Origin of the sequence: Streptomyces sp. NBC_00513 (assembly GCF_041431415.1) — a bacterium.
Taxonomy (GTDB): Bacteria; Actinomycetota; Actinomycetes; order Streptomycetales; family Streptomycetaceae; genus Streptomyces.
In genome coordinates this window covers 4,055,181-4,080,629 of sequence record NZ_CP107845.1, presented here as the reverse complement: position 1 = coordinate 4,080,629, position 25,449 = coordinate 4,055,181, and the positions used below count along the sequence as shown (strand labels likewise).

Sequence of the window (25,449 nt, the reverse complement as noted above, 5' to 3'; positions counted from 1 at the left end):
TATGGCGCACATCGTTTTCGGACTCTTGAGCGGGGTCCCCTCTAGCCAATACATTCAACAGATTGTTGAATGCGCCCCATGAAGATTCGAATCTCCTGGCCTGCGGGTCAGCTCACCGCGACGCTCGACGAGACCCCGACCAGCAAGGCCCTGACGGAGGCACTCCCGATCTCCGCCTCCGCCAACACCTGGGGCGAAGAGGTCTACTTCGACACCGGAATCTCAGTGGCCCTGGAACACGACGCCCGACAGGTGGTCGACCCGGGCACCGTGGCGTTCTGGACCGATGGCGACGCTCTCGCGCTGCCCTACGGCCCCACGCCCATCTCGCGCGAAGGCGAGAGTCGCCTGGCGAGCCCGTGCAACGTGCTCGGCTCGTTCGGCGGCGACCCCCGCCTGTTGGCCACCGTCCGCGACGGCGACCCCATCCGCGTGGAACTCGCGTAGTCGAGTCCCGCGGGCTCCTGCCCGCTCCTGAAGCCCGTACAGCTCTTGAAGCCCGTACGGCCCTCGCAGCTCCTACAGCCCCTACAACTCCTTGAGGAACGCCTCCGCCGCGTGCAGGAAGAGGTCGTTCGCCTCGGTCTCACCGATCGTGACCCGCAGGCCCTCGCCCGCGAAGGGCCGGACCACCACACCGGCCTTCTCGCAGGCCGCCGCGAACTCGGCGGTCCGCTCCCCCAGCCGCAGCCACACGAAGTTGGCCTGCGTCTCCGGGACCACCGTCCAGCCCTGCGCGAGCAGCGTGGCGTGCACCCGCGCCCGCTCGCCCACCAGCGCGCCGACCCGGCCCATCAGCTCGTCCTCGGCCCGCAGCGAGGCGACCGCCGCGTCCTGTGCGAGCTGGCTGACACCGAACGGAACCGCCGTCTTGCGCAGCGCCGCGGCGACCGGCTCGTGCGCCACCGCGAAACCGACACGCAGGCCGGCCAGCCCGTAAGCCTTGGAGAACGTACGCAACACGCACACGTTGGGGCGGTCACGGTAGAGCTCGATGCCGTCCGGCACGTCCGTGTCGCGCACGAACTCGCGGTAGGCCTCGTCCAGCACCACCAGGATGTCCGAGGGCACCCGGTCCAGGAACCGCTCCAGCTCCGCCCGGCGCACCGCGGTACCCGTGGGGTTGTTGGGGTTGCAGACGAAAATCAGACGGGTCCGCTCGGTGATCGCGGCGTACATCGCGTCCAGGTCGTGCACGTCCCCGTCGGTCAGCGGCACCTGCACGGACGTGGCGCCCGAGATCTGCGTGATGATCGGGTACGCCTCGAAGGACCGCCACGCGTAGATGACCTCGTCGCCCGGACCGGCCGTCGATTGGATCAGCGACTGGGCCACGCCGACCGAGCCGGTGCCCGTGGCGATGTGCTCGACCGGTACCCCGAACCGCTCCGCGAGCTCGTTCACCAGGCCGGTGCAGGCCATGTCCGGGTAGCGGTTGAAACGGCCGGCCGCCGCGACGGCCGTCTCCAGGACCCCGGGCAGAGGCGGGTACGGATTCTCGTTCGAGGACAGCTTGAACGCGACGGGCCCACCCGCGGCCGCGGGCTTGCCCGGCTTGTAGGTGGGGATGCCGTCCAGCTCGGCGCGCAGCCTCGGGCTCTTCTCGCTCACCGCAGGTCCTCCTCGACCGTCCCGTCGACGTCGCCGTCGACTCAATGCTGCACACCTTATGAGGATTCCGCCGATCCGAGAATGGCAGGCGCCAGGATCACAGGGGGAGCGCGCGCATATATGCGCGCGCCGGTGGCCTGCGCCGTGGCGCGCATCCCCCGTGCAGGTGAGTTGCGACCGACCGGACAGCGTGCCGTTTTGGCATGCCCGTACCCGCCGACAAGCTCCACTCCCGCTCCAAGCAACCAAGAACCTTCTTTTCCAAGGTCATTGGGGGTGGCGAACCATGCAGAAACGCGCCTGTCAACGCGTGCATATGCACCCAGACCAGCCGCCCCCACGAGCCCTACTATCGGCTCGCCATGACAGCAGCAGGGAAGCATCAGGTGAGCCGGACCGAGACCACCCGGCGGACCGGCGGCCGACAGGGCCGGGCCGGCATCAGAGACGTGGCCGCCGCGGCGGGCGTCTCCATCACGACCGTCTCCGACGCGCTCAATGGCAAGGGACGGCTGCCCGACGCCACCCGTCGCCACGTTCGCGAGGTCGCCGACCGGCTGGGCTACCGCCCGTCCGCCGCCGCCCGAACCCTCCGTACGGGCAAGTCGGGCCTCATCGGCCTGACCGTGACCACGTACGGGGATGAACCTTTCACCTTCACCGAATTCGCGTACTTCGCGGAGATGGCGAGGGCGGCGACCTCCGCCGCGCTCGCCCGCGGCTACGCCCTCGTCATCCTGCCCGCCACCTCACGACACGACGTCTGGTCCAACGTGGCCCTCGACGGCACCGTCGTGATCGACCCCTCCGACCACGATCCCGTGGTCAGCGAGCTTGTCCGCCAGGGCCTGCCCGTGGTCTCCGACGGCCGACCCGCCGGGTCCCTCCCCGTCACCGCCTGGGTCGACAACGACCACGAAGCGGCCGTACTCAACCTGCTCGACCATCTCGCCGCCGCGGGCGCCCGCCGGATCGGGCTGCTCACCGGCACCACCACCGACACCTACACACGGCTCTCCACCACCGCCTACCTCAACTGGTGCGAGCGCGTCGGCCAAGACCCCGTCTACGAGTCCTACCCCGCCCACGACCCGTGCGCGGGCGCGGTCGCCGCCGACCGGCTGCTCGCCCGACCCGACCGACCCGACGCCGTCTACGGGCTTTTCGACCCCAACGGCACCGATCTGCTCGCCGCCGCCCGGCGCTACGGGCTGCGTGTCCCCGAGGACCTGTTGCTCGTGTGCTGCAGCGAATCGACCGTGTACGCGAACACCGAACCACCGATCACCACCCTCTCCCTGAAACCGCGGCGCATCGGCACGGCCGTCGTGCAGTTGCTCATCGACGCGATCGAGGGAGTCGACACCGGCCGGCCCGTCGAACAGGTCGTCCCGACCGAACTGATCATCCGCACCTCCTCACAGCGCAGGCAGCCCCGCACGACCGTCAGTCCGCCGCGCTCACCGGCCCAGGACTGACCGCTCGACCGACCACTCGACCGACCGACCACTCGACCGACCCACTCGACTGAACGAATCGGCCGTGCCGGACGCCACACCGGCGGGGCCGACGGCCCCGCCAAAGATTTCAACCACACATATATCGGTCGAAAGTGGCAGGAAGGACGGCTCCGGCCAGGATTCACCACCCCTGGTGCGTCACAGAGCGCGAGCCGCATTCCTATGATGGGCGCACGACATCACGGACCCTCCGACCCGGAGGTCAGAGGGTCCGCAGGTGTACGGCAGCGCGACGGTGGTGGAGGGGTCGATGACTCAGGGGGCCGGTCAGGGACCCGCGATGCGGACGGACACGCTGCGAGACTTCCGCGTGCCGGTCACCGAACCCGCCCCGTACGCGGCGTCCGTCGGCCTGTCCGGCGAGCAGCCCGTGTACGGCGAGTACCCCGCGTACTACGGCGAGGGCGCGCCCGGACACGGGCAGCCCGAGTACCGGGCGGAGCCCGTGACCCATCCGATGGACCACGTCGCGGTGCGCCCGGAGGCCGAACACGTGCCCCACCAGCGGGTCGTCGGCGCGTACACGGGCCTGGCACCCGCCGCGTCGGACGTGCCGGACGCACCCGCGCCGGCCGAGGACGAGGACCCCGACGGCTACACGCCCACGCAGCGCGACCTGCCCATCATCGGCCGGGGCGCACAGGGCGGCCCCGGTGACACGGTCCAGGTCCACTACGTCCCCCAAGAGGCCACGGCGCCCGGCCCCGGCCCGCTGTACGTCGTGGGCGACGTACACGGATACCTGGACGAGCTCGTCACCGAGCTCCAGGCCCAGAACCTCATCGACGCCGACCGACGGTGGTCCGCGGGCAACGCCCGGCTCTGGTTCCTCGGAGACTTCACCGATCGGGGCCCCGACGGCATCGGGGTCATCGACCTGGTCATGCGGCTCTCCGCCGAGGCCGCCGCGGCGGGCGGCTACTGCAAGGCCCTCATGGGAAACCACGAGTTGCTGCTCATCGGCGCCAAGCGCTTCGGCGACACCCCGATCCACTCCGGCGCCGGCACCGCCACCTTCCAGGCCGCCTGGCTGCTCAACGGCGGTCAGCGCACCGACATGGAGCGGCTGGAGGACGTGCACCTCCAGTGGATGTCGCGGCTCGACGCGGCCACGCTGGAGGACGGGCACCTACTGCTGCATTCCGACACCACCGCCTACCTCGACTACGGCAGCTCCATCGAGGACGTCAACGACACCATCCACGAGCTGCTCAACCGCAACGACGCAGACATCACGTGGGATCTCTTCCGAAAGTTCACCAAGCGCTTCGCCTTCCGTGACGAGGAAACGGGCCCGCAGGCCGTACGGGAACTCCTGGGCACCTACGGAGGTGGCCGCGTCGTACACGGCCACAGCCCCATCCCGTACCTGCTCGGCGAGGTGGGCACCGAGGACGGCGACGAACCGCGCGGCCCCGAGGTCGTGGACGGCCCGCACGTGTACGCGGACAGGCTGGCCATCGCCATGGACGGCGGGGTCACGATGGCCGGAAAGCTCCTGGTCGTACAGCTGCCTCTGCGCGACTGACCGTTCGCTGAGCGGGGTATTTCCGGAAAGCCCCTGTCACGGCGTGGCATGGTCGCTCTACCATCGCTCTATCCGTAGCAGGCTCTCCTCCGTTTGTGCCGGCGCCCGGGTCTACGCGGGCATACCGGCTTGTACGGAGCATCGGGGGATGCACATGACCAGCGCTCCGCACCTGCTCACCGAAGACCGACCGGAGTTCGATCGGCTCCTCGACGAGGCGCTGCGCACAGCGAACGAACGGCCCGAACTCGCCGCCCTGGGCGAACGACTGAACGCCGAACAGTTGCGCACCATGGCCATGGGCGCCAGCGCGATCCTGACGGCGGCGGCCGCCGCCGAGTACAACCACTTCGTGAAGGTCCGCGAGGACCTGCGCGACGAGGCCCTGACGGCCTCGGGAAGGGCCGGAGAGCACCAGGACGACGGCCAGGACGACGGCGCCGGAGTGAGCGCCATCGTGGCCGTACTGGCGCCGGTCCTGGCGGGCACCGCCATGCTGATCTTCCTGCTCGTGGGTTACAGCCTCAAGATGCTCGACCCCGAACCAGCTTTCGCCAAAACGATGCTGACGGCGGGTTGGCTCTTCGGCGCCCTCACCGTGGCCGCACTGCTGTTCGCGGTGATCGGGCTGTTGGTGACCGCTGTCCGCAACAGCTCAACCGAGGTGGCGGCCGAGGAGACCGTGGTGATACCCGACGAGCTCTCGCGCGCACGGGAAGCCTGGCGCAACGCCCTGCTGGAACGGGGCATCATGCCGTTCCTGCGGGACGCCCTGGCCGATCCGAGCACGCGCCCGGGCTCGCCCGTACGACGACTCCCGTCCAGCCGAATGCCCAACCTGGGTTACACCGCACCGGACTTCACGAGTCCCGGAACCTCCGGTGGGACCACCCGACCCGGCTACTCGCCGCCGGACTTCACCAGCCCGGACTTCGGAGGCCCGGAGCCCGAATCGGAGTGACCTGATCGGAGGCTGTCCACCTTGGGCGGAACGGCCCATCGAGCACGGCCACTTGGCGGCGCCTCGGGGTCCACCCGAGCCGCGCACCGGCGTGCCGTCCCGCGGCTCCGCGAGCCCGTCCCTAGGGTCAGCGGCCGTGAACCCGACCATTTGCCTCTGCATGATCGTAAAGAACGAGGCCGTAGTCATCGAGCGCTGCCTCGACTCCGTGCGACATCTCATCGACACCTGGGTCATCTCCGACACGGGTTCCACGGACGCCACCCGGCAGATGATCCACACGGCCTTGCACGGGATCCCCGGGGAGCTGCGCGAGGAGCCGTGGGTCGACTTCGGGCACAACCGGAGTCTCAACATCGGCCACGCCCTCGGCCGGGCCGACTACCTGCTCCTCCTCGACGCGGATCACGTCCTGCGCCCCGACGGCCCCCTGCCGCCGCTCACGGCTGACTCGTACATGCTCCGCCATCGGGGATCGACCGAGTACCGCGTCAAACGCCTGGTCCGCGGCGACCTCCCCTGGCGGTACGAGGGCGTCACCCACGAGTACCTCACCTGCGATCGGCGCGACGAGAACGACAGACGCCCCGGCCTCCAGGAGAACCTCGACGCCCTCGTCATCGAGGACCACGCCGACGGCGGCTCCCGGCAGGACAAGTTCGAACGGGACGTCCGCCTGCTGGGAGCCGAGTTCCAGCGAGACCCCTCCAACACCCGGACCGTCTTCTACCTCGCCCAGACACTTCGCGACATGGGCGACACCGCGGCGGCGATCCGACTCTACGAGCGACGCGCGGCCATGGGCGGGTGGGCCGAGGAGGTCTACTGCGCACTGCTCCAAGCCGGCATCCTGCGCGGCGACTCCGGCGACACCGCAGACTGGCCCGCCGCCATGGACGCACTCTCACGGGCCTGGGAGTCCCGGCCGGAGCGACTGGAAGCCTGCTACGAACTCGCCTCCAGGCTGCGCCTCCAAGGCCGCCACCACGGGGCACACTCCATCACCGGGGCCGTCCTCGATCGGCGGGCTCCGGACGACCTGCTGTTCGTACAGCCCTGGGTGTACCGGTGGGGCCTGCTCTTCGAGCACTCGATCACCTCGTACTGGGTGGGGGACGTGGCCGGCTCCCTCCTCGCCTGCGACCGGCTGCTCGCCATGTCCGATCTGCCGGAGACCTACCGACGGCAGACCGAGGTCAACCGCCGGTTCGCCGTCTCCCGTACCCCTATCCGCTCCGTGATGCCTGTTTCACGTGAAACAGGCCTGCCTGTTTCACGTGAAACATCCGGGTCTGTTTCACGTGAAACATCGCACGACTTCGAGGTCTAACCCGCCGAGCGGTCCGCGAGCGTCCGCCGCCGCTGCGCGACCTCCGTCAGCGCCGGCGGGCGCCAGACGCCGTCGGGCTGGTAGAGGTTGTGGCCCGGCGGAACGATCTCGTCGATCCGGTCGAGCGCCGCGTCGTCGAGGACCAGGCCCGCTCCGTCGACCAGCGACTCCATCTGCTCCATGGTGCGGGGTCCGATGATCACCGAGGTGACGGCCGGGTGCGCCACCGGGAACGCCACGGCGAGTTCCGGGAGTGAGCAGCCGATCTCGTCGGCCAACTCGACGAGCCGTTCCACGGCTTCCAGCTTCGCGACGTTGCCGGGAATCGCCGGATCGAACCGGGCGGGCGTCAGCGCCGCCCGCCCCGCTGTCAGGTCGACCGGCCCACCGAGCCGGTACCTGCCGCTCAGGAAACCGGACGCGAGCGGGCTCCAGGTCAGGACGCCCATCCCGTGGCGCCGGGCCACGGGGAGCACGTCGGCCTCGATGCCCCGCGCGAGGATCGAGTACGGGGGCTGTTCCGTGCGGAACCGGGGCAGCGCTCGGCGCTCCGAGACGTGGTACGCCTCGACGAGTTCCTCGGCCGGGAAGGTGGAGCACCCGAAGGCCCTGATCTTGCCGGCTCGCACCAGGTCACCGAGTACGGCCAGGGTCTCCTCGACGTCGGTGCCGTGGTCGGGCCGGTGCACCTGGTAGAGGTCGATCCAGTCGGTGCCGAGCCTCCGGAGGCTGTCCTCCACGGCTCGGACGATCCACCGCCGCGAGTTCCCGCTGCGGTTGCGTCCCTCGCCCATCTGGAAGTGCACCTTCGTGGCGAGCACGACGTCGTCACGACGCCCCTTGAGCGCCTTGCCGACGATCACCTCCGACTCGCCCGCGGAGTACATGTCCGCGGTGTCGACGAAGTTGATCCCCCGGTCGAGCGCGGCGTGGATGATCCGTACGCACTCCTCGTGATCCGGGTTCCCCACGGCCCCGAACATCATCGTGCCGAGGCAGTGCGCACTCACCTCGATGCCGGTCCCGCCCAGATTCCTGTATCGCATGGTCATGGCGGTGGACTCTAGGAGGTGAAGCACACTCGAACGCAAGGGATTCGACGCGCGAATGGCACCACCGACGGGCGAATGGCACCACCGGCGGAAGAACGTCACCACCAACGGGCGAACGTCACCACCGACAGACGAAGGCGCCGCCGCTGTCCGATCCCCCCGGTCCGGACAACGGCGGCACCGCGCCCTGCGTCAGTCCGCCAGCGGCAGGTAGACGCGGTTGCCCGAGGCGGCGAACTCGGCGGACTTCTCCGCCATGCCCGCCTGGATCTCGTCCGCCTTCAGGTCACCACCGTGCTCTCGGCGGATGTCCTGGGAGATCTTCATCGAGCAGAACTTGGGCCCGCACATGGAGCAGAAGTGCGCGGTCTTGGCCGGCTCCGCCGGGAGGGTCTCGTCGTGGAAGGCGCGGGCCGTGTCCGGGTCGAGAGCCAGGTTGAACTGGTCCTCCCAGCGGAATTCGAACCGGGCGTCCGACAGGGCGTCGTCCCACTCCTGGGCGCCCGGGTGTCCCTTGGCCAGGTCGGCCGCGTGCGCGGAGATCTTGTACGTGATGACACCGGTCTTCACGTCGTCCCGGTTGGGCAGACCCAGGTGCTCCTTGGGCGTCACGTAGCAGAGCATCGCGGTACCCCACCAGGCGATCATGGCCGCGCCGATGCCGGAGGTGATGTGGTCGTACGCGGGAGCGACGTCGGTGGTCAGCGGGCCGAGCGTGTAGAACGGCGCCTCCTCGCAGATCTCCTGCTGAAGGTCGATGTTCTCCTTGATCTTGTGCATCGGGACGTGGCCCGGGCCCTCGATCATCGTCTGGACGTTGTGGCGCTTGGCGATGGTGTTCAGCTCGCCCAGCGTCCTCAACTCCGCGAACTGCGCCTCGTCGTTCGCGTCGGCGATGGATCCGGGGCGCAGGCCGTCGCCCAGCGAGTACGTGACGTCGTACGTCGCCAGGATCTCGCAGAGCTCCTCGAAATTCGTGTAGAGGAAGTTCTCCTTGTGGTGCGCGAGGCACCACGCGGCCATGATCGAGCCGCCCCGCGAGACGATGCCGGTCTTGCGACGGGCGGTCAGCGGCACGTACGGCAGCAGCACGCCGGCGTGCACCGTCATGTAGTCGACGCCCTGCTCGGCCTGCTCGATGACCGTGTCCTTGTAGATCTCCCACGTCAGGTCCTCGGCACGGCCGTCGACCTTCTCCAGCGCCTGATACAGCGGCACGGTGCCGATCGGGACGGGGGAGTTGCGCAGCACCCACTCGCGCGTGGTGTGGATGTTGCGGCCGGTGGAGAGGTCCATGACCGTGTCGGCGCCCCACTTGGTCGCCCAGGTCATCTTGTCCACCTCCTCCTCGATGGAGGAGGTGACGGCCGAGTTGCCGATGTTGGCGTTGACCTTCACCAGGAAGCGCTTGCCGATGATCATCGGCTCGATCTCCGGGTGGTTCACATTCGCCGGAAGCACGGCGCGACCTGCCGCGATCTCCTCGCGGACGACCTCGGGGGAGACGTTCTCGCGGATCGCGACGTACTCCATCTCCGGGGTGACCTCGCCCCGTCGGGCGTACGCGAGTTGCGTGACGGCGGCGCCGTCGCGGCCCCGGCGGGGCTGACGGGGCCGGCCCGGGAAGACGGCGTCGAGGTTCTTGAGACCACCGCGGGGCGACGTGTGCTTGATGCCGTCGTCCTCGGGGCGCACGGGACGGCCCGAGTACTCCTCGGTGTCGCCGCGACCGATGATCCAGTTCTCGCGGAGCGGAGCGAGACCCCGGCGGACGTCCGTCTCGATCCGGGGGTCGGTGTACGGACCGGACGTGTCGTAGAGCGTCACGTCCTTGCCGTTGGTGAGGTGGACCTGGCGGACCGGCACCCGGATGTCGGGGCGGGAGCCCGCCAGGTATCCCTTGTGCCAGCCGGGCCGGCGCTCGGTCTGGCCCTCGGCGTCCTGGCTGATGGCAGGCGTGCGTGCATCCTGAATGGTCATGAGACCTGATCTCCCTACGCCGGCATTACCCGGTAACAGGTTCGGCGGTCGACGCAGCCTCTTCCCGTACGTGTCGTTACGACGTGCGTACGGTGATCAGCGTCCTCTCAGCCCGGTGCTCCGAGCTCCCGCGTTGTGCAAAGGTGCCCCCACGCTAGCGTCATCTGTGGCGTGCTGAACAGTGGGCCCCCTCATCTCTTGCGATGATCGGCCGGTGACGACCTCGCCGCAGCCCCCCACCGAGCCCACAGAGCACACCGGTCACGCCGGCCACGAACACGCCCCGCTCGACCATGTGCCAAGCCCCTCCCACGGACATTCCCACAGCCACAGCCACGGCCCGGCTGCTCCCGTTTCCAAGCACCTGCGCAAGGTCATCGCGGCCGTACTGATCCCCTTCGCCACGGCGGTCTTCATCGGCATGGTGGTCCTCTGGCCGGGGGGCGCCCCCGCCCACGAGCGCACCGGAGTCGGGTTCGACCGCCAGACCCAGCAGGGGAAGGTCGTCACCCTGGTCCAAGTCGACTGCAAGTCGGTGAACGCCTCGCAGGTACCCCCCACGGGCGACACCTCGACCCCCGAGGGCCGTGAGGCCCAGGCCGCGCAGACCGGCGAGTGCAAGAAGGCCACCATCGAGGTCACCAGCGGCACCGACAAGGGCCGGACCTTCTTCGAGATCGTCCAGCCCGGCGCTCCGCGCCAGTTGGCGAAGGATCAGGAAGTGGTGGTCGCGTACGCCCCGGACGCACCCAGGGACCTCCAGTACTCCGTGATCGACGTCAATCGGAAGTTCCCGATGGCGCTGCTCGCCGGGATCTTCGCCGTCGCGGTCGTCATCGTCGGGCGAATGCGCGGGCTGTTCGCCCTGATCGCGCTCGCGGTCAGCTTCACCGTCCTGACCCTCTTCATCCTCCCGGCGATCCTCCAGGGGTCCAACCCGCTGCTCGTCGCGGTCATCGGGGCCAGCGCGATCATGCTGATCGCCCTCTACATGTGCCACGGGCTGACCGCGCGCACCTCTGTCGCCGTGCTCGGCACGCTCGTCTCACTGCTGCTGATCGGCCTGTTGGGATCCTGGTTCATCGGCTGGGCGTTCCTCAGCGGGAACACCGACGACAACACCGGCCTGATCCACGGTCTTTACCCGGAGATCGACATGAGCGGCCTGTTGCTCGCAGGCGTGATCATCGGTTCCCTGGGCGTGCTCGACGACGTGACGGTCACCCAGACCTCGGCCGTGTGGGAACTTCACCAGGCCGATCCGAAGATGGGCCCGCGCGCCCTGTACCGGGCCGGGATCCGGATCGGCCGCGACCACATCGCGTCCGTGGTCAACACGCTGGTGCTGGCGTACGCGGGCGCCGCGCTGCCCCTGCTCCTGCTGTTCTCGATCGCGAACAGCAGCGTGGGCTCGGTCGCCAACAGCGAACTGGTCGCGGAGGAGATCGTACGGACCCTCGTGGGATCGATCGGGCTCGTGGCCTCGGTACCGGTCACCACGGCACTGGCCGCGTTGGTGGTCTCCGCCGACCGCCCGGGCGCTCCGGACACCACGACGGCCGCGGGGCCGGTACGCGGTGGCCGGGGCCGGCGGCGCAAGCGCTGAACTTCGGGTGGGACCGGACAGGGACAACGGCGGATGGTGAGCGCGACGAACGGGGCAGTGGCTCAGCCCGCGTTCCGCTCGTTCTGCTGGGATTCGTCCAGGATCTTGCCGAGCGCCTCGTCGAGGTTCCCCTCGAAGTCACTCAGAGTGCGCTCCTGACCGAGCGGAACAAGACGGTCGGTCCGGTCGAGGAACGCGACGAGCGGCGCCGCGCCGGCACGGAACAGCGCCCTGTCTCCTCCGACCTGCAGACGGATGTGCACATCCGAGAGCTCTTCCGGGTCGGTGGGGGCGATGTGCACATCACCTTCCCCACAGGACTTGTTGATGCCGTCGAGGAGCAGTTCTCGGCCGAATGCCCAGGTCACAGGCGCGTCTCCGGGGAGGTGGAAGGTCAGGCGCACCGCGTAGGGGTCGTGAGCGTCGTAGCGGAGTTCCACCGGAATCCGGAACGAAAGCTCCTCGGAGACGAGGAAGTTCATCATGACCTCTGCCTGTACGGACTCGCGCATTGCCTACCCCGCTGTCGTGGAAGTGGCCAGGAATGGTCCCTCTAGGCCTCTTGACAAGAGTGGTGGAAGTGCTTGCAGATCACAAGGAGTGAGTTTTCAGATACTGATAGAGAAGGACAGGGTGCTCAACAGCGCGCCTACTTCACTCCGTAGTCGATTGACTACATTGAGCAACTCACCTTCTTGGTGCAGGGGGAGAGAAATGGCCATGGTCGCGGCAGTGTCTCCCGCGGTGATCGGGATGGCCGCGCACACCGTACCCAGGGAGTACTCCTGCCGCTCGACGACGGGCTGCATCCGCCCCTGGGATTCGATGCGCTGCTCCAGGGAGCGCATGTCCCGCACCGTGTAGGGGGTGATGGCCTCGACCGGGTGCCGCTCGTAGTAGTCCTTGCGCGTCTTGTCGTCGAGTTGGCCCAACAGACACTGACCGATGGCGTGGGCGTGGCCGGTCTCACGGAAGTCCGCCCACTCCTCGCATGCCGGGCTGGACTGGGTGTCCGAGACACCCACGACCTCGATCTCACCCTCGCGGAAAACCGCGAAGTAGACGGGAGCCCCCACGGCGTCGCGGAAGTGGGCGAGCGAATCGAGGATCATGCTGCGACGTTTCTGCTGAAGTCCCCCAACGGCGAGCCGTCCCGCGGCAGCACCGAGCACGAAGACTCCGCCCTCCCGGCGCAAATAGCCCTCGTGGGTCAGGGTGCGCAGCAGGTGATACGCGGTGGGAAGCGGGAGCCCGGCCTCGCGCGCCAGTTGTTTCGCCGGCGCTCCCCCGCTGTGGGAGGCCACGGCTTCGAGCAGTCTCAGCGCCCGCTGCACCGAGCCGATCAGAGTCGGTACAGCGGAATTGTGAACCGAAGACAAAGCTCACCCCCAGGCATGGCGCGGGCCTTGAGGGGCCCACTCTGCGGGGGCCACCCCCGCACATGCCGTGATCCTGGGGGTCACACGTGTCGGCTATGCGTCGTAGCCGCGGGTCAGAGCGGCAGTACCGGCTTTATCGGTGCCCCGGGAACGGCACAGATTGCCACTCTATCCGCCGATTCCTGGGGTATGGACGGTTTCACGCGTCACGTTCCCCCTGCTGGCTCAATCCCGGTGACGGTGGGGCGGGTTGTCCTACCAGTCGCGGGAGGAGGACTTCGAACCCGCGCCGGAGAACTTCTTGACCACGAAGATCAGGCCGCCGACCAGGGCGACGAAGAGCAGCAGCTTGAAGACGAGCGCGATCAGCGTGCCGAGGACGGCGGTGATCACACCGCCGAAGACGACCAGAGCCAGCAGTGGAACGGCGATCCACTTGACCCACCACGGCATGCCCTCGAACATCGCTCGGATCCCGTCCATGTCCCCTACCTCTTCCTCGTCCGTGACTTCCTGCTCTCGATGCTAGGAGGCCACGGCTTCGAACGGGGTCCCGCGAGCCCTCGGAACCCCCTGATCCGACCCCTAGGGGGATCAGGGGCCCGACCCTCGGCCTTCAGCCCTCCGGCGGGGAGAACACCACCAACACCTTGAGCGGCTCGGTGATGTGGTGGAACTTGTGCGGCACTCCGGCCGGCACGTAGACGACGCTGCCGTTGGCCACCGTCTCCGTCTCCTCCCCGACCGTGATCGCGGCCCGGCCGCTCACCACGTAGTACACCTCGTCCTGCCGGTGCGGCTGCTGCGGATCGCTCTGCCCCGCGTCGAGTGCGTACAACCCGACCGACATGTTCCGCTCCCGCAGGAACTGGAGGTAGGCGCCGTCGTTGGCGGCCCGCTCCGATTCGAGTTCGTCCAGCCGGAAGACCTTCATCGTTCCTCTACCCCTTGCTCCGTGGTGCCGCGGGATCCGCTGATCTGCCGATGTCCCGCCAGGATCTTCTCTGCAACGATCGGGCACATGACGAATTTCGTAATCAAGACGCTCGCGAACGCGGCGGCTCTGGCCGTCGCCATCTGGTTGCTGGCCGGCATCACGCTCGACGACGGCAGCAGCACCGGCCGGCGCGCCCTCACCCTGATCCTGGTCGCCCTGGTCTTCGGCCTGGTCAACTTCATCGTCAAGCCCGTGGTGAGGCTGCTCTCGCTCCCCTTGTTCGTCCTCACCCTCGGCCTCTTCACCCTCGTCGTGAACGCCTTGATGTTGCTGCTCACCTCCTGGCTTGCCAAGCAGTTCGACCTCAGCTTCCACGTCGACGGTTTCTGGACCGCCCTCGTGGGTGGTCTGATCATCTCCATCGTCTCCTGGGCCGTGAACCTGGCCCTGCCCGACAAGAACTGAGTCGGACGGCCTGGAACCGGTCGAGGCCGCGAGGCCCGGCATGCTGAACGCCGTACGCACGGCGGTAAAGGAGCCCACCCCGTGAACGACCCGCACACCCCCGGAACCGACGGATACGGCGACGGCACCCGGGCCGTCCGCGCCGGCCTGCCCGAACCGGTCAAGAACGAGCCGACCCTGCCCGGGCCGGTCTTCGCCGCGCACTTCCACCTGCCCGGCGACGTCGAAGGCCCGTACACCTACGGCCGCGACACCAACCCCACCTGGACCCTGTTGGAGAAGGCCATCGGGGAACTGGAGGCGCCCGGCCGCAGCGGTGTCGAGACGATCGTCTTCGCCTCCGGCATGGCCGCGGTCTCCGCCGTCCTGCTCTCCCAGGCCCGCACCGGCGACACCGTCGTCCTTCCCGACGACGGCTACCAGGCCCTGCCGCTACTCCGCGAGCAGTTGGAGGCGTACGGCATCCACGTGCGCACCGCCCCGACCGCGGACGAGGCCCAGCTGTCCGAGCTCGACGGGGCCCGGCTGCTGTGGATCGAGACCCCCTCCAACCCGGGGCTCGACGTGTGCGACGTACGGCGTCTCGTGGCCGCCGCGCACGCCGGCGGAACCCTGGTCGCCGTCGACAACACCCTCGCCACGCCGCTCGGGCAGCGACCCCTGGAGCTCGGCGCGGACTTCTCCGTCGCCAGCGGCACCAAGGGACTCACCGGCCACGGCGACCTCCTCCTGGGCTACGTGGTGTGCCTCGACCCCGATCTCGCGGCGGCCGTCCGCCGCTGGCGCAAGATCGTCGGTGCGATCCCCGGTCCCATGGAGGCCTGGCTCGCCCACCGGTCCCTCGCCACCATCCAACTGCGCGCCCAGCGCCAGTGGGCCAACGCCCAGGCCGTCGCCGAAGCGCTCGCCGACCGCGGCGACGTCAGCGGACTGCGCTACCCGGGCCTCCCCTCGGACCCGTCACACAAGACGGCGGCGCGGCAAATGCCGGGCTTCGGCTCGGTGGTCTCCTTCACCCTGGCGGACCGCGAAAGGGCGGAACGGTTCATGGCCGCCCTGCGACTGGTCGAGGACGCCACGAGTTTCGGGGGAGTAAGGTCCACCGCCGAGCGGCGTGGACGGTGGGGTGGCGACGCCGTGCCGGAGGGGTTCATCCGCTTCTCCGCCGGGGCCGAGGACACCGAGGACCTGGTCGCCGATGTGCTGCGAGCCCTCGACTCCGCCGGTCAGGGCCACTGAGCGGCAAGGAGAAGGCGGTCCGAGCCTCCCCCCTGGTGGCTCGGACCGCCTCGGGTTCCATGTGCGAAGAACCACGTCGACAAGGCTAGTTGACTCTCTGTCAGAGTCCAATCACGGTAACGACAGGGGCCTATCGGCATATTTATAGTTGAAGGCCCCCACCGAGAGGGGCCCTCATGGACCTGGCCCTGTTGCGTACCTTCGTCGCCGTGCACCGAGCGGGCTCGTTCACTCGGGCCGCCACGCTCCTCGGGCTGTCCCAGCCGGCCGTCACCTCACAGATACGCACCCTCGAACGCCAACTGGGACGCCCCCTGTTCCACCGCCGCGCCCGAGGGGTCACCCCCACCGCCGTCGGAGACGAACTCGCGCACAAGGCCGCCCCGCACCTGGACGCGCTGCTCCGGATCGCCGAGACCGAACGGGAGGCCACCGGAGCCTTACGCACACTGCACGTCGCCGGGCCTCCCGAGTTCCTGAGCCTGCGCGTGCTCCCCGCCCTCGCACCGCTGGTCGGTCAGGGCCAGACCCTGCGCACCGCCCTGAGCGCCGACACCGAGGAGAACCTCGACGGCCTGGCCTCCGGGCAACACGACCTCATCGTCACCACCGCTCGGCCGCGCGGCTCCCTGTTCACCGCCACCGCCCTCTGCGACGAGGAACAGGTCCTGGTCGCGGCTCCCTATTGGGCCGCACTCGTCGATCCGGAACCGCTGCGCGAGAAAGGGGCCGGCGCGAGCGCCGCCCTCGACGGAATCCCCGTGGTCGAGGTCCACGAGAGCCTGCCCCTCGTCACCCGCTACTGGGCCGCCGTGTTCGACAGCCTGCCCGACACCGCCGCCACCGTGATCGCCCCGGACCTGAGAGCGGTGCTGGAGTGCGTCCGTGCCGGCGCGGGACTCGCCGTCCTGCCCCGCTACCTGTGCCAAGACGCCCTCGACAGCCGGCGGATCGTCTCGCTGCTGGAGCCCGCCGTGCCACCCCTGCGCACCTGGTTCCTCGTCGTACGCACCGGAAGCCTGGCCCTCGCCCATCTCGCACGGGCCCACGACCGGCTCCTGCACGCAGCCGCGGACTGGTGAGTCGCCCCGCCCGGAACCGTCCGTTTCACGGGCCCGCGTTTCAGAAGCGGAAGTCTGGGCCACTCTTCTCCCATGACCGAACGCCCCGTGGTCAAACGCACCGCCCGCGCGATCCTGCTCGACGGTGACGACCTGATCCTCATCAAGCGCACCAGGCCCGGCGTCGACCCGTACTGGCTCACCCCAGGCGGTGGAGTGGAATCCTCGGACGCCACCGTCGTCGACGCCCTCCATCGCGAGGTCCACGAAGAGCTCGGTGCGAAGATCACCGATGTGGTCCCCTGCTTCGTCGACACCGTGGAGCACATCGCCGACGGTGGCGTCACCGGCGTGAAGGTGCAGCACTTCTTCGTCTGCCACCTCGAGTCCATGGACCCGGACCAACGCCACGGCCCCGAGATCGACGAGCCCGAAGGCGAATACGAGATCGTCCGCGTGCCGTTCAGCCGGGTCGGCATCGCCGCCGTCCATCTCGTCCCGCTGTCCCTGCGCCACTACCTCGACGGCAACATCGAAGGCGTGCGCGCCATGCACGCCGCCGACCTGGGCTGATCCCCCCGACGAGCCGGCAGGCGTCCCGCGGTCTCAACCCTCGACGCCCGCCAGCTCCTCCACCGCGTCGTAGCGGATCCGCTCCCCGGGAATCCCGATCCGCTTGAGCGCGTCCACACCACTGCGGATCATCGCCGGCGGGCCCGAGATGAACGCGTCGTACGAACTCCACGGCCCGTGCTCTCCGACCGCCTGCGGCAGCTGTCCGTCCAGCCCGCCGCCGATCACGGGACGCACCGACAACCAGGGGTGCGAGCGCTGTAGTCCGAGCAGGGTGTCCTTGTCATACAGGTCGTGGTCGCTGCGCGCACCGAAGAAGACCTCCATCGGGCGTCGTTCCCCGTGCTCGGCCACGTCTTCGATCAGTGCCTTGATCGGGGCGATTCCGGTGCCGCCGCCCAAGCACAGCATCCCGTTGTCGGTCGTGTGGTCCACCACCATCGAACCGGCCGGAGGGCCCAGGCGCAGCACGTCGCCCGGCCGGGCGTGCCGTACCAGGGCGTTGGAGACCCAGCCCGCCGGAACGGCCTTGACGTGGAAGGACAGCAAGCCGTCCGCGCGGGGGGCGGAGGCGAAGGAGTAGTGCCGCCACACCCGTGGCCACCACGGGGTCTCCAGGCTCGTGTACTGCCCGGCGACAAACGGATACGGCTGGTCGGGCCTGACGGTCAACACCGCGATGTCCGAGGTGCGCAGGTCGTGGGAGACCACCTCGGCGTGCCACCAGGCCGGCGCTTTGATCTCGTCCTCGGACGCCGCGTCGATCATGATCTGGGAGATCGCCGTGTACGCCCGCACCCACGCCGCCTCGGTCTCCGGCCCCCACGTCAGCTCGGCGTACCGGGCCAGCGCGCCCAACAGCGCCTCGCCCACCGCGGGATAGTGGGCCGCCATGGTGCCGTACTTGCGGTGTCCGGTGCCCAGGCGGCGCAGATACGGGCCGAGCACATCCGGGTTGTCGATGTGCTCGGCGGCGGTCAGCAGGGCTTTCAGCAGGCGGTCGCGCTGGGTGTCCATCGCCACGGGGAACATGCCCCGCACCTCGGGATGTGCGGTGAACACCAGGGCGTAGAAGTACGAAGTGACTCGGTCGGCGACGGGCGCGATCTCCGCGAGGGTCCGGCGGATGAGCACGGCATCGGGGGAGGGCTCGACCTCACCTTCCCCGGACGGTATCCGGCCCGTCCGCCGTCTTGCCGATCTGGTGGACGGAGCGTCCATGCGGTGCCTCGCTTCGAGAATCTCGGTAGGTCTGCACACGCCACGGCCTCGAATCCGTGGTTCCGGGCTTCACAGCGTGCCGGCCACCCAAGAGCACTGCGCGGGAATGGGCAAATTCCGAGTTTCGAACCCCCTTTCCCCTTAGGATGCCTGAACCCCCGGGCGTGCCGGCCCCAGGAGCTGGTAAGCCTCGCGGAGGTCCCGACCCTCATAGACGTACGTGGCGCGTTCCGCCAGATACGGCCTGGCATTGACCGCCACGGACCTCGGCACCGCTTCGAAAAGCACCGCGTCGGTCAGGGAATCCCCGTACGCCACGCAGTCGCTCCGGGTCACCCCGAACCGTGCGCACAGTCGGTCCGCGACATCGACTTTCAGCTCGGGCGTCAGGATCCCCGCCACATCGAGGGGCCGGGTGAACGGCACCTCCGGATAGAGCGAGCCGTGCGCGGCGTCCGCGCCCCACTCCAGCAGCAGTTCCACGAAGAAGGACGGCGACAGGGAGATCACCGCGCAGTGGTCCCCGCGCTCCCGGATCTCCTGCCAGACCTCTCGGATCCCCGACAGCCACGGGGAACCGTCAAAGGCGGCCCTGACGTGCTCGGACGTCAATCCCGACCACAGGGCGTGGGCCGCCACGGAAAACTCGTGCGGTCCGATCTCACGTGCTGCGAATGCTCGCTCAAGCTCGGCGATCTCCTCGCTCACCCCGAGCTGCCGGGAGATCTCCACCGGCGCCGCCGAGCCGTACATCAGGGTTCCGTCGAGATCGAAAAGGTGGAGAAGCTTCATAGCCGTCGAGGCTAGCCGGTGTGTTTCACGTGAAACACCGTGTTTCACGTGAAACGAACTCCGCCGCCGCCGGAATCGCGCCACGTTTCACGTGAAACATCGAGCCGTTTCACGTGAAACATCCGCGTCCTCTCCACCTGGCACCCCTCACTCGCGCTCGCTCCCGCGCTCCGCGTCCCCACCCGATCCGATTCCCGGAATCCTCTGGACTCCCCACCGGCTCATGATCCAGTCTGGTCCGGTGACACCACCACAGCTCACCGACCTGCCGATCCGCGCGCTGGCCATGGACGATCTCCTTCGCTGCGCCGACCTCTCCGAGGACCGCGGCTGGCCCCGCGAGGAGCACAAATGGGGGCTGCTCCTTGCCGCCGGGGACGGCTATGGCATCGACGCCCCCGACGGACGCGGCCTCGCCGCGGCCTGCGTGGTCACCCGATACGGCGGTAGCCCGGCCGCACCGGAACTCGCCGCCATCGGAATGGTCCTCGTAGCCGACCGGTACGCCCGTCAGGGCATCGGCCGCCGCCTCATGACGCACGTCTGCGACCACGTCCTCAAGGGCATCGCACTCACCCTCCATGCCACCCCCTACGGCCGACCTCTCTACGAGGAGCTCGGTTTCGACACCACGGGCCGCGCCGAGATGCTGAGGGGCACCTTCCGGACGGAACCACCGACGACCGGGGGTCCCGGCGCCGGAACGACCTCGATCAGGCCCGCCGGCGCCGAGGACATCGGGCGGATCATCGGGCTGGACACCGAAGTGTTCGGCACCGATCGAACGCACATGATCACGCGGCTGCCCGCCTTCGCGGATCGACTGCTCGTCGCCGAGGACGGCTCCGGCGAACTCATCGGCTACGCGGCCCTCTGGCCCAACATGGAGACCCATGTCATCGGCCCGTTGATCGCCCGCGACACCCTCGTGGCCCAGTCCCTCGTGACGGCGCTGGCCGCCACCACCGAACGCCCCCTGCGCACCGATGTCGACGTACGCCACGAAGAGCTCCTCGCCTGGCTGAAGGACCGCGGACTCGACTCGATCGCCTTCAACGCCGTCATGACCCGCGACATCCCCGGTCTCCCCGGTGACTGGGCCCGACGCTGGGCACCGCTCACCGTCGCCGCGGGCTGAGGAAGGAACCACCGCACATGACCGACGCCACCACCGAACTCGCCATCCGGACGGCCACCGAGGCCGATCTGCCCGCCATCGTCGCCATGCTGGCCGATGACCCGCTGGGAGCGACCCGCGAGTCCCCGGACGATCTCGCCCCGTACATCAGGGCCTTCAAGCACATCAACGACGACCCCAACCAGCGGTTGATGGTCGCCGTACGCGAGGACCGGGTCGTGGGCACGCTCCAGCTCACCATCGTCCCGGGGCTCTCCCGCAAGGGAGCCTCCCGCTCCATCATCGAAGGCGTGCGCGTCCACGCCGACGAACGGGGCAGCGGCCTGGGCACCCGCTTCATCGAGTGGGCGATCGAGCAGTCCCGCCTGGAGAACTGCCAGTTGGTCCAGCTCACCTCGGACGTGACGCGGGTCGACGCCCACCGCTTCTACGAGCGGCTCGGGTTCACCGCCTCCCACGTCGGGTTCAAGCTTCAGCTCTGACGGACCGAACCGAACCGAAAGGCCGGGCCGGCTGCGGCGGTCCGGCCTACGATCGGGAGGATGAGCCCCAGCCTCCCCCTCGTGACCACCGTCGAGCGTCGCGCCCGGCTCGGCCGTCGGCACCGGCTGGCTCCCTCGGCCCGCGCCACCCGCGTGCACGAGGCCGCGGACGCCGTCGTGGCCCTGCACGCCACCGACGCCGCGACCGTGTTCCTGTCGGCCCGCGCCCGCCTCACCGGGGTGGGTTCCGCGGCCGTCGAGCAGGCGCTGTACGAGGACGTGAGCCTCGTACGACTGCTGAGCATGCGCAATACGCTCTTCGCCGTCTCCGCCGAACTGGCCCCCTATGTGGACGCCTCCACGGCCCGGGGGATCGCAGCCAAGGAGCGCCGTACCTTCCTCAAGCACCTCGACGAGGACGGCCAGGGTCTCGACACGGACTGGCTCGCCCGCGTCGAGATGGCCGCGCTCGACGCCCTCGATCGCCTCGGCCCCTCCACCGGCAGCCAACTCTCCGCCGCCGTGCCCGCTCTGCGGCAGAAGATCACCGTGGGCCGGGGCAAGAAGTACGAGACCGAGACCGGGGTCGCCACCCGCGTCATCAGGCTCCTGGCCGCGGACGGCCGTATCCGCCGCGACCGTCCGCGCGGCTCCTGGACCTCCAGCCAGTACCGCTGGGTCCACACCGACCCCTGGCCGGACGTGCCGGCAGCCGAGGCACGCGCCGAGATCGCCCGCCGCTGGTTGTACGCGTACGGGCCGGCCACCGAAGCCGACCTCAAGTGGTGGACCGGCTGGACCCTCACCGACGTACGCAAGGCTCTGGCCGTCGTCGGCCCCGGCCAGGTCCGCCTCGACGACGGCACCGTCGCCCTCGTCAGCCCCGGTGACATCGGACCCGAACCGGCCCCCGAGCCCTGGGCCGCGCTGTTGCCCGGGCTCGACCCGAGCGCCATGGGCTGGGCCGACCGCGGCTTCCACCTCGATCCCGCCCACCGGAGCGCTCTGTTCGACTACGCGGGCAACGTCGGCCCCACCGTCTGGTGGAACGGCGAGATCATCGGCGGTTGGGCCCAGCGACCCGACGGCGAGATCGTCTGGCGGTTGCTGGGCGATCCCGGCCGCGCGGCCGGGGAAGCGGTCACCACCGAGGCGGCCCGCCTCTCGGAGTGGATCGGCGACGCGCGCGTCACCCCCCGCTTCCGTACCCCACTGGAACGCGAGCTGGTGACGTAGGAGCCGATGTCTCAGCCGATGCCGCGCCAACCTCGCGGGTCCACCCCGCCGGGCACCGGGGCCTGGGCGTCGTACGGCTCCCGGGTGAACACGAAGGAGCCCAGGTCGAGATGGCTCACGCGGCCGTCCGCCCCGCGTACCGCCCGGAGCGTCTCCCCCGCGTAGTAACCGTTGAGGCCCGTCCAGCTCCCGTCCGACTCGGCGCGGAAGCGAGCGGTACGACCCGTCGCTCCGACCGGTGCCAACTCCAGGATTCCGTCGGAGGTCAGCCGAACCACCTGGGCCGAGGTGCCCCAGTACCAGGGTCCGCAGAGGTCCAACGCCACCGGATCGGCCTCGCGGAAGGGGCGCCACGGCTCCGGGAACCGGGGTTCCGCCGCCGCCACGATCGTCACCAGGTCCACGGCCACCGTCGTCGCCGGCAGGCCCGACGTGCAGTTGGCCAGCACCACCGCAGCCACGTCGTCCGCCTCGCTCAGCCACAGACCCGCGACGAAGCCGGGCAGCGACCCCCCGTGCCCCACCAGCCTGCGCCCGGAGCCGTCCATCAGCTGGAGTCCGAACCCGTAGCCGGGCTCGGCGACACCTTCCGTCGGGGCGGCCGATGTACGCATCTCCCGCAGAGATTCGCTGCTCAGTACCCGCTCGTCGCCCCGCACGAGGAACGTCGCGAACCTGGCCAAGTCCCGGGTCGTGGACCAGAGCTGGCCCGCCGAAGCCATCAGGCCCAGGTCCTCAGACGGTTCGGGCATCATCACGTCCGCCCACGGATGGACCGCCCAGCCGCCCGCGTGCGGAGCCTCTGGTCCCGCGGTCGTCCGGTCCAGCCCGAGCGGCTCCAACACCTCTGCCCGCAGCGCCTGCTCCCAGGACGTCCCCCGCACGGCCTCCACGAGGGATCCCAGCAGCGTGTAGCCCGGGTTCGAGTAGTGGAACCGCGTGCCGGGCTCGTGCAGCAGGGGCCGCTCTCCCAGGACGGCGGAGAGCTCCGGGCGGAGGGCGGCCGGCGTACGCTCCCACCACTCGCCCGGCGTCTCGGCGGCCAAGCCGGCCGTATGCGCCAACAGTTGCCGCACCGTCACCTCGCCGACACCCGTCCCCGGCAGGTACTTCTCCACCGGATCCCCGAGACTCAGCAGGCCCTCGTCCCGCAGCCGCATCACCAGCACGGCGGTGAACGTCTTGGTGATCGAACCGATCCGGTACTGCACGTCCCCGTCGGGGCCGTGGCCCTCGACACTCGTACGAGATCCCTCCCAGACCAGCTCACCACCCCGTGCGACGGCCGCCACGACCGACGGGGCGCGCCCGTCGCGCTGGGCGACGGCGATGCGGTGCCTCAGCGCGCGTCGGGTGGCGGGAAGCAGTTCCAGGTCTTCGGCAAAGGTGTCCATGATCCCCAGGCTCTCAGGTCACGCGCCCGACGTGCGCGTCGTTTCACGCGCTCCCGGAACGGAGCCGGCGGCCGTATCCCCCGTTCGCCCGTACCCGCCGCCGCGTCCTGCGCGGTGTTGACCACCGAGTGCCGCAGCCTCAGTACGTCCCGGCGCGCGGCGGCGTCGGCGCCCCGGTTCATACCCATCTGGAATTTCCCTCTGTGGATATTCCGAAGTGACGGCGAACCCCTCCGCATCGGCGGGAGACTCGGGCGGTGACTTCGAACTCTGCCGACCCGAGCCGCCACGAGCCGTCGCCCACGAAGCCCGAGCCGTATCCGGACCTGATGTCCGCCGGCGGCCTCGCCGCGGCGCTGGAGGCGGTGTCCGCCGAGCTCGCGCTCGCGTGGGATCCGGTCCTGGTGAACGAATCGGATCCGTTGCGATCCGCCGGCGTCGCAAGCGAGGTCGTCGGCCGGGAGACGTGCTGGATCACGCTCGGATCCGCGGAACGACAGTTCATCCTCAGCGGGTGGTGCAGGGGAGTACGGCTGATCTCGGGCTCCACCCCGGACCTCGGAGAGATGGCCTTGGCCCTGGAGGGGTGGCGAAACGGCGCGACGCTCCAGGAGATCCACGAGGCGGCCCCGTTCGTCACGGTCACCGAATTGGCACGGGCTCACGAACGTGGTCCCGCCGACGCCGTCGCCGTCGGGTGGCGCCTGCTCCTGGAAGGCCTGCGGCGAAAGGAAGACCTGTTCTACTACGCGCGATCGACCCTGCGGATCGCGGAGGCCGCGTACGCCGAGCCGAGGCTGCGCCGGCTCTACCCGTTCACCAGTCACCGGTCCCTGCACTTCACGACGTGCGTCGGGATCCCGTATTCACGGGACGTGCCGCACGTCGATCCACTGAGCAACGGCCGGTACCGGGTCCACGCGCCGTCCCGCCGGACCGTCATCGGCGATGCCGACACCCCGCAGGGGGCCGTAGCCCTGGTGGTCTCCGGTCTGCCGGCCGGCTGCGGACCTGCGGTCGCCGGCCCAGCCGGGGATCGATGACGACGGACGACACCGGGCGGCACGCTGTTTGGTGGGACGCCGGGGCAACGGAGAGGACGAGCCCGCCGCACCCTCTGTAGGGTCTCGCCGCCGATGACATGTCGATCTTCCGTGACCTGAGCGACGAGTCTGCGGCTGAGCCACCGAGCACGAGGACTCCCTGTGGGCCACGAGGACTACCTGTGGGCTCAGATCACACGCCGATGAGTTTCCCGCGCCGCGCCGGTCTGTACGCGTGAGGCCGACTCACGGAAGGCTGGCGCCATGCGGAAACTGATCTACGGCATGAACCTGAGCCTGGACGGCTACATCGCCGCGCCCGGCGACGACATCGGCTGGGGCGTGCCGAGCGAGGAGCTGTTCCAGTTTTGGTCCGACCAGTTGCAGGCGACCGACCTGTCGCTGTACGGGCGCAAGCTGTGGCAGACGATGAGCTCCCACTGGCCGACCGGCGACCAGCAGCCCAACGCCACCCCGGCGGAGATCGAGTTCGCGCGCCGCTGGCGGGATATGTCGAAGGTGGTGTTCTCCTCGACGATCGACGAGGTCGACTGGAACACCCGCCTGGTCACCGGCGACGCGGTCGCCGAGATCACCCGGCTCAAGGCTGAGGACGGCGGCCCGATGGACATCGGTGGCGCGACGCTCGCCGGGGCGGCCATGCGGGCCGGGCTGATTGACGAGTACGTGCTGGCCACCGCGCCGGTTTTGGTGGGCGGCGGCACACCGTTCTTCACCGCGCTGGACAACTGGGTGAACCTGAACCTGGTGGAGACGCGGACGCTTCCCGGCGGCGTGATCCTGACCAGGTACGAGACGAGGTGCTGAGCAGCAGCACCCGCGCGCTGGTCTCACGGTGGTGTCGGATCCGACTTCCATCCGACACCGACCGTGAGATTCC

25 protein-coding genes and 1 riboswitch are annotated in these 25,449 nt (G+C 69.3%); of the genes, 15 read left to right on the top strand and 10 right to left on the bottom strand.

Translation table 11 applies throughout. The features are described from left to right. Nucleotides 1–78 precede the first annotated feature (78 nt). Nucleotides 79–447 (top strand): cyclophilin-like fold protein, encoded by a 369-nt coding sequence (locus OHA84_RS18815; RefSeq protein ID WP_266970649.1) that lies wholly within the window; start codon nucleotides 79–81, stop codon nucleotides 445–447. 81 nt (nucleotides 448–528) lie between these two features. On the opposite strand, the gene hisC is transcribed toward OHA84_RS18815, so the two are convergent. Continuing rightward, the gene (gene hisC, locus OHA84_RS18810; RefSeq protein WP_053684020.1) at nucleotides 529–1,611 is read right to left on the bottom strand and encodes a histidinol-phosphate transaminase; all 1,083 of its coding nucleotides are present in this window, start codon (nucleotides 1,609–1,611) and stop codon (nucleotides 529–531) included. Between the two features lie 362 nt (nucleotides 1,612–1,973). Here hisC and OHA84_RS18805 point away from each other — a divergent pair, with 362 nt between their 5' ends. The 4 genes from OHA84_RS18805 (at nucleotide 1,974) to OHA84_RS18790 (ending at nucleotide 6,950) form a co-directional block, all read left to right on the top strand. Continuing rightward, nucleotides 1,974–3,089 (top strand): LacI family DNA-binding transcriptional regulator, encoded by a 1,116-nt coding sequence (locus OHA84_RS18805; RefSeq protein WP_053684018.1) that lies wholly within the window; start codon nucleotides 1,974–1,976, stop codon nucleotides 3,087–3,089. 292 nt (nucleotides 3,090–3,381) lie between these two features. Beyond that, a complete protein-coding gene (locus OHA84_RS18800) occupies nucleotides 3,382–4,659 on the top strand; it encodes a metallophosphoesterase (protein WP_063839678.1) in 1,278 nt (425 codons plus the stop codon). 148 nt (nucleotides 4,660–4,807) lie between these two features. Next, nucleotides 4,808–5,620 carry a hypothetical protein gene (locus tag OHA84_RS18795; RefSeq protein WP_266970652.1) on the top strand — a complete coding sequence of 271 codons (813 nt, stop codon included), beginning with the start codon at nucleotides 4,808–4,810 and terminating at the stop codon, nucleotides 5,618–5,620. A 160-nt stretch (nucleotides 5,621–5,780) separates the two neighbouring features. Continuing rightward, entirely contained in the window at nucleotides 5,781–6,950 is a 1,170-nt protein-coding gene (locus tag OHA84_RS18790; RefSeq protein ID WP_266970654.1) for a glycosyltransferase, read from the top strand. On the opposite strand, the gene OHA84_RS18785 is transcribed toward OHA84_RS18790, so the two are convergent. Then, the gene (locus OHA84_RS18785) at nucleotides 6,947–7,996 is read right to left on the bottom strand and encodes an aldo/keto reductase (protein ID WP_266974043.1); all 1,050 of its coding nucleotides are present in this window, start codon (nucleotides 7,994–7,996) and stop codon (nucleotides 6,947–6,949) included. The genes OHA84_RS18790 and OHA84_RS18785 overlap by 4 nt on opposite strands. A 198-nt stretch (nucleotides 7,997–8,194) precedes the next feature. Beyond that, entirely contained in the window at nucleotides 8,195–9,982 is a 1,788-nt protein-coding gene (thiC, locus tag OHA84_RS18780; RefSeq protein WP_266970656.1) for a phosphomethylpyrimidine synthase ThiC, read from the bottom strand. Further along, a riboswitch (TPP riboswitch) is annotated at nucleotides 9,977–10,124 on the bottom strand. (Overlaps the previous gene by 6 nt.) A 72-nt stretch (nucleotides 10,125–10,196) precedes the next feature. On the opposite strand from thiC, the gene OHA84_RS18775 reads away from it, so the two are divergent. Next, nucleotides 10,197–11,588 carry a YibE/F family protein gene (locus OHA84_RS18775; protein WP_371591416.1) on the top strand — a complete coding sequence of 464 codons (1,392 nt, stop codon included), beginning with the start codon at nucleotides 10,197–10,199 and terminating at the stop codon, nucleotides 11,586–11,588. A gap of 62 nt (nucleotides 11,589–11,650) precedes the next feature. On the opposite strand, the gene OHA84_RS18770 is transcribed toward OHA84_RS18775, so the two are convergent. From OHA84_RS18770 to OHA84_RS18755, 4 genes are all read right to left on the bottom strand, one after another. Continuing rightward, nucleotides 11,651–12,100, bottom strand: a complete 450-nt coding sequence (locus OHA84_RS18770; RefSeq protein ID WP_053684009.1) for an SsgA family sporulation/cell division regulator — start codon at nucleotides 12,098–12,100, stop codon at nucleotides 11,651–11,653. A 96-nt stretch (nucleotides 12,101–12,196) separates the two neighbouring features. Further along, nucleotides 12,197–12,922, bottom strand: coding sequence for an IclR family transcriptional regulator (locus OHA84_RS18765; protein ID WP_053684007.1), 726 nt, complete (start codon nucleotides 12,920–12,922; stop codon nucleotides 12,197–12,199). A gap of 300 nt (nucleotides 12,923–13,222) precedes the next feature. Beyond that, nucleotides 13,223–13,450, bottom strand: coding sequence for a DUF5326 family protein (locus OHA84_RS18760; protein ID WP_053684005.1), 228 nt, complete (start codon nucleotides 13,448–13,450; stop codon nucleotides 13,223–13,225). A 133-nt stretch (nucleotides 13,451–13,583) separates the two neighbouring features. Further along, a complete protein-coding gene (locus OHA84_RS18755) occupies nucleotides 13,584–13,901 on the bottom strand; it encodes a cupin domain-containing protein (RefSeq protein ID WP_053684003.1) in 318 nt (105 codons plus the stop codon). Nucleotides 13,902–13,988: 87 nt separating this feature from the next. Here OHA84_RS18755 and OHA84_RS18750 point away from each other — a divergent pair, with 87 nt between their 5' ends. The 4 genes from OHA84_RS18750 (at nucleotide 13,989) to OHA84_RS18735 (ending at nucleotide 17,242) form a co-directional block, all read left to right on the top strand. Further along, nucleotides 13,989–14,369 carry a phage holin family protein gene (locus OHA84_RS18750; RefSeq protein WP_053684001.1) on the top strand — a complete coding sequence of 127 codons (381 nt, stop codon included), beginning with the start codon at nucleotides 13,989–13,991 and terminating at the stop codon, nucleotides 14,367–14,369. Nucleotides 14,370–14,450: 81 nt separating this feature from the next. After that, nucleotides 14,451–15,608, top strand: coding sequence for a cystathionine gamma-lyase (locus OHA84_RS18745; RefSeq protein WP_266948643.1), 1,158 nt, complete (start codon nucleotides 14,451–14,453; stop codon nucleotides 15,606–15,608). Nucleotides 15,609–15,784: 176 nt separating this feature from the next. Beyond that, entirely contained in the window at nucleotides 15,785–16,690 is a 906-nt protein-coding gene (locus OHA84_RS18740; RefSeq protein WP_053683997.1) for a LysR family transcriptional regulator, read from the top strand. Between the two features lie 72 nt (nucleotides 16,691–16,762). Further along, on the top strand, nucleotides 16,763–17,242 hold the full coding sequence (locus OHA84_RS18735) for an NUDIX domain-containing protein (protein ID WP_053683995.1): 480 nt from the start codon (nucleotides 16,763–16,765) through the stop codon (nucleotides 17,240–17,242). Between the two features lie 33 nt (nucleotides 17,243–17,275). Here OHA84_RS18735 and OHA84_RS18730 read toward each other — a convergent pair whose 3' ends face one another. Together OHA84_RS18730 and OHA84_RS18725 are read right to left on the bottom strand one after the other, a co-directional pair. Further along, nucleotides 17,276–18,463, bottom strand: coding sequence for a globin domain-containing protein (locus OHA84_RS18730; RefSeq protein WP_371591415.1), 1,188 nt, complete (start codon nucleotides 18,461–18,463; stop codon nucleotides 17,276–17,278). 141 nt (nucleotides 18,464–18,604) lie between these two features. Next, the gene (locus tag OHA84_RS18725; protein ID WP_053683990.1) at nucleotides 18,605–19,255 is read right to left on the bottom strand and encodes an HAD family phosphatase; all 651 of its coding nucleotides are present in this window, start codon (nucleotides 19,253–19,255) and stop codon (nucleotides 18,605–18,607) included. A gap of 241 nt (nucleotides 19,256–19,496) precedes the next feature. Between OHA84_RS18725 and OHA84_RS18720 the strand changes: the two genes are divergently transcribed. Genes OHA84_RS18720 through OHA84_RS18710 form a run of 3 tightly spaced genes read left to right on the top strand, consistent with a single transcriptional unit; the run spans nucleotide 19,497 to nucleotide 22,111 of the window. Further along, on the top strand, nucleotides 19,497–20,393 hold the full coding sequence (locus tag OHA84_RS18720) for a GNAT family N-acetyltransferase (protein WP_266948638.1): 897 nt from the start codon (nucleotides 19,497–19,499) through the stop codon (nucleotides 20,391–20,393). A gap of 17 nt (nucleotides 20,394–20,410) precedes the next feature. Then, nucleotides 20,411–20,875 (top strand): GNAT family N-acetyltransferase, encoded by a 465-nt coding sequence (locus OHA84_RS18715; protein WP_266970661.1) that lies wholly within the window; start codon nucleotides 20,411–20,413, stop codon nucleotides 20,873–20,875. Nucleotides 20,876–20,935: 60 nt separating this feature from the next. Next, the gene (locus tag OHA84_RS18710) at nucleotides 20,936–22,111 is read left to right on the top strand and encodes a winged helix DNA-binding domain-containing protein (protein WP_266970663.1); all 1,176 of its coding nucleotides are present in this window, start codon (nucleotides 20,936–20,938) and stop codon (nucleotides 22,109–22,111) included. Between the two features lie 11 nt (nucleotides 22,112–22,122). Here the strand turns inward: OHA84_RS18710 and OHA84_RS18705 are convergent, their stop codons facing one another. Continuing rightward, nucleotides 22,123–23,505 (bottom strand): serine hydrolase, encoded by a 1,383-nt coding sequence (locus OHA84_RS18705; RefSeq protein WP_266970665.1) that lies wholly within the window; start codon nucleotides 23,503–23,505, stop codon nucleotides 22,123–22,125. Nucleotides 23,506–23,762: 257 nt separating this feature from the next. Between OHA84_RS18705 and OHA84_RS18700 the strand changes: the two genes are divergently transcribed. Then, complete coding sequence (locus tag OHA84_RS18700; RefSeq protein WP_234350346.1) at nucleotides 23,763–24,548, top strand: DUF6193 family natural product biosynthesis protein; 786 nt, start codon at nucleotides 23,763–23,765, stop codon at nucleotides 24,546–24,548. A 264-nt stretch (nucleotides 24,549–24,812) separates the two neighbouring features. Further along, entirely contained in the window at nucleotides 24,813–25,376 is a 564-nt protein-coding gene (locus OHA84_RS18695; protein WP_053683981.1) for a dihydrofolate reductase family protein, read from the top strand. The last annotated feature ends 73 nt before the right edge of the window (nucleotides 25,377–25,449 follow it).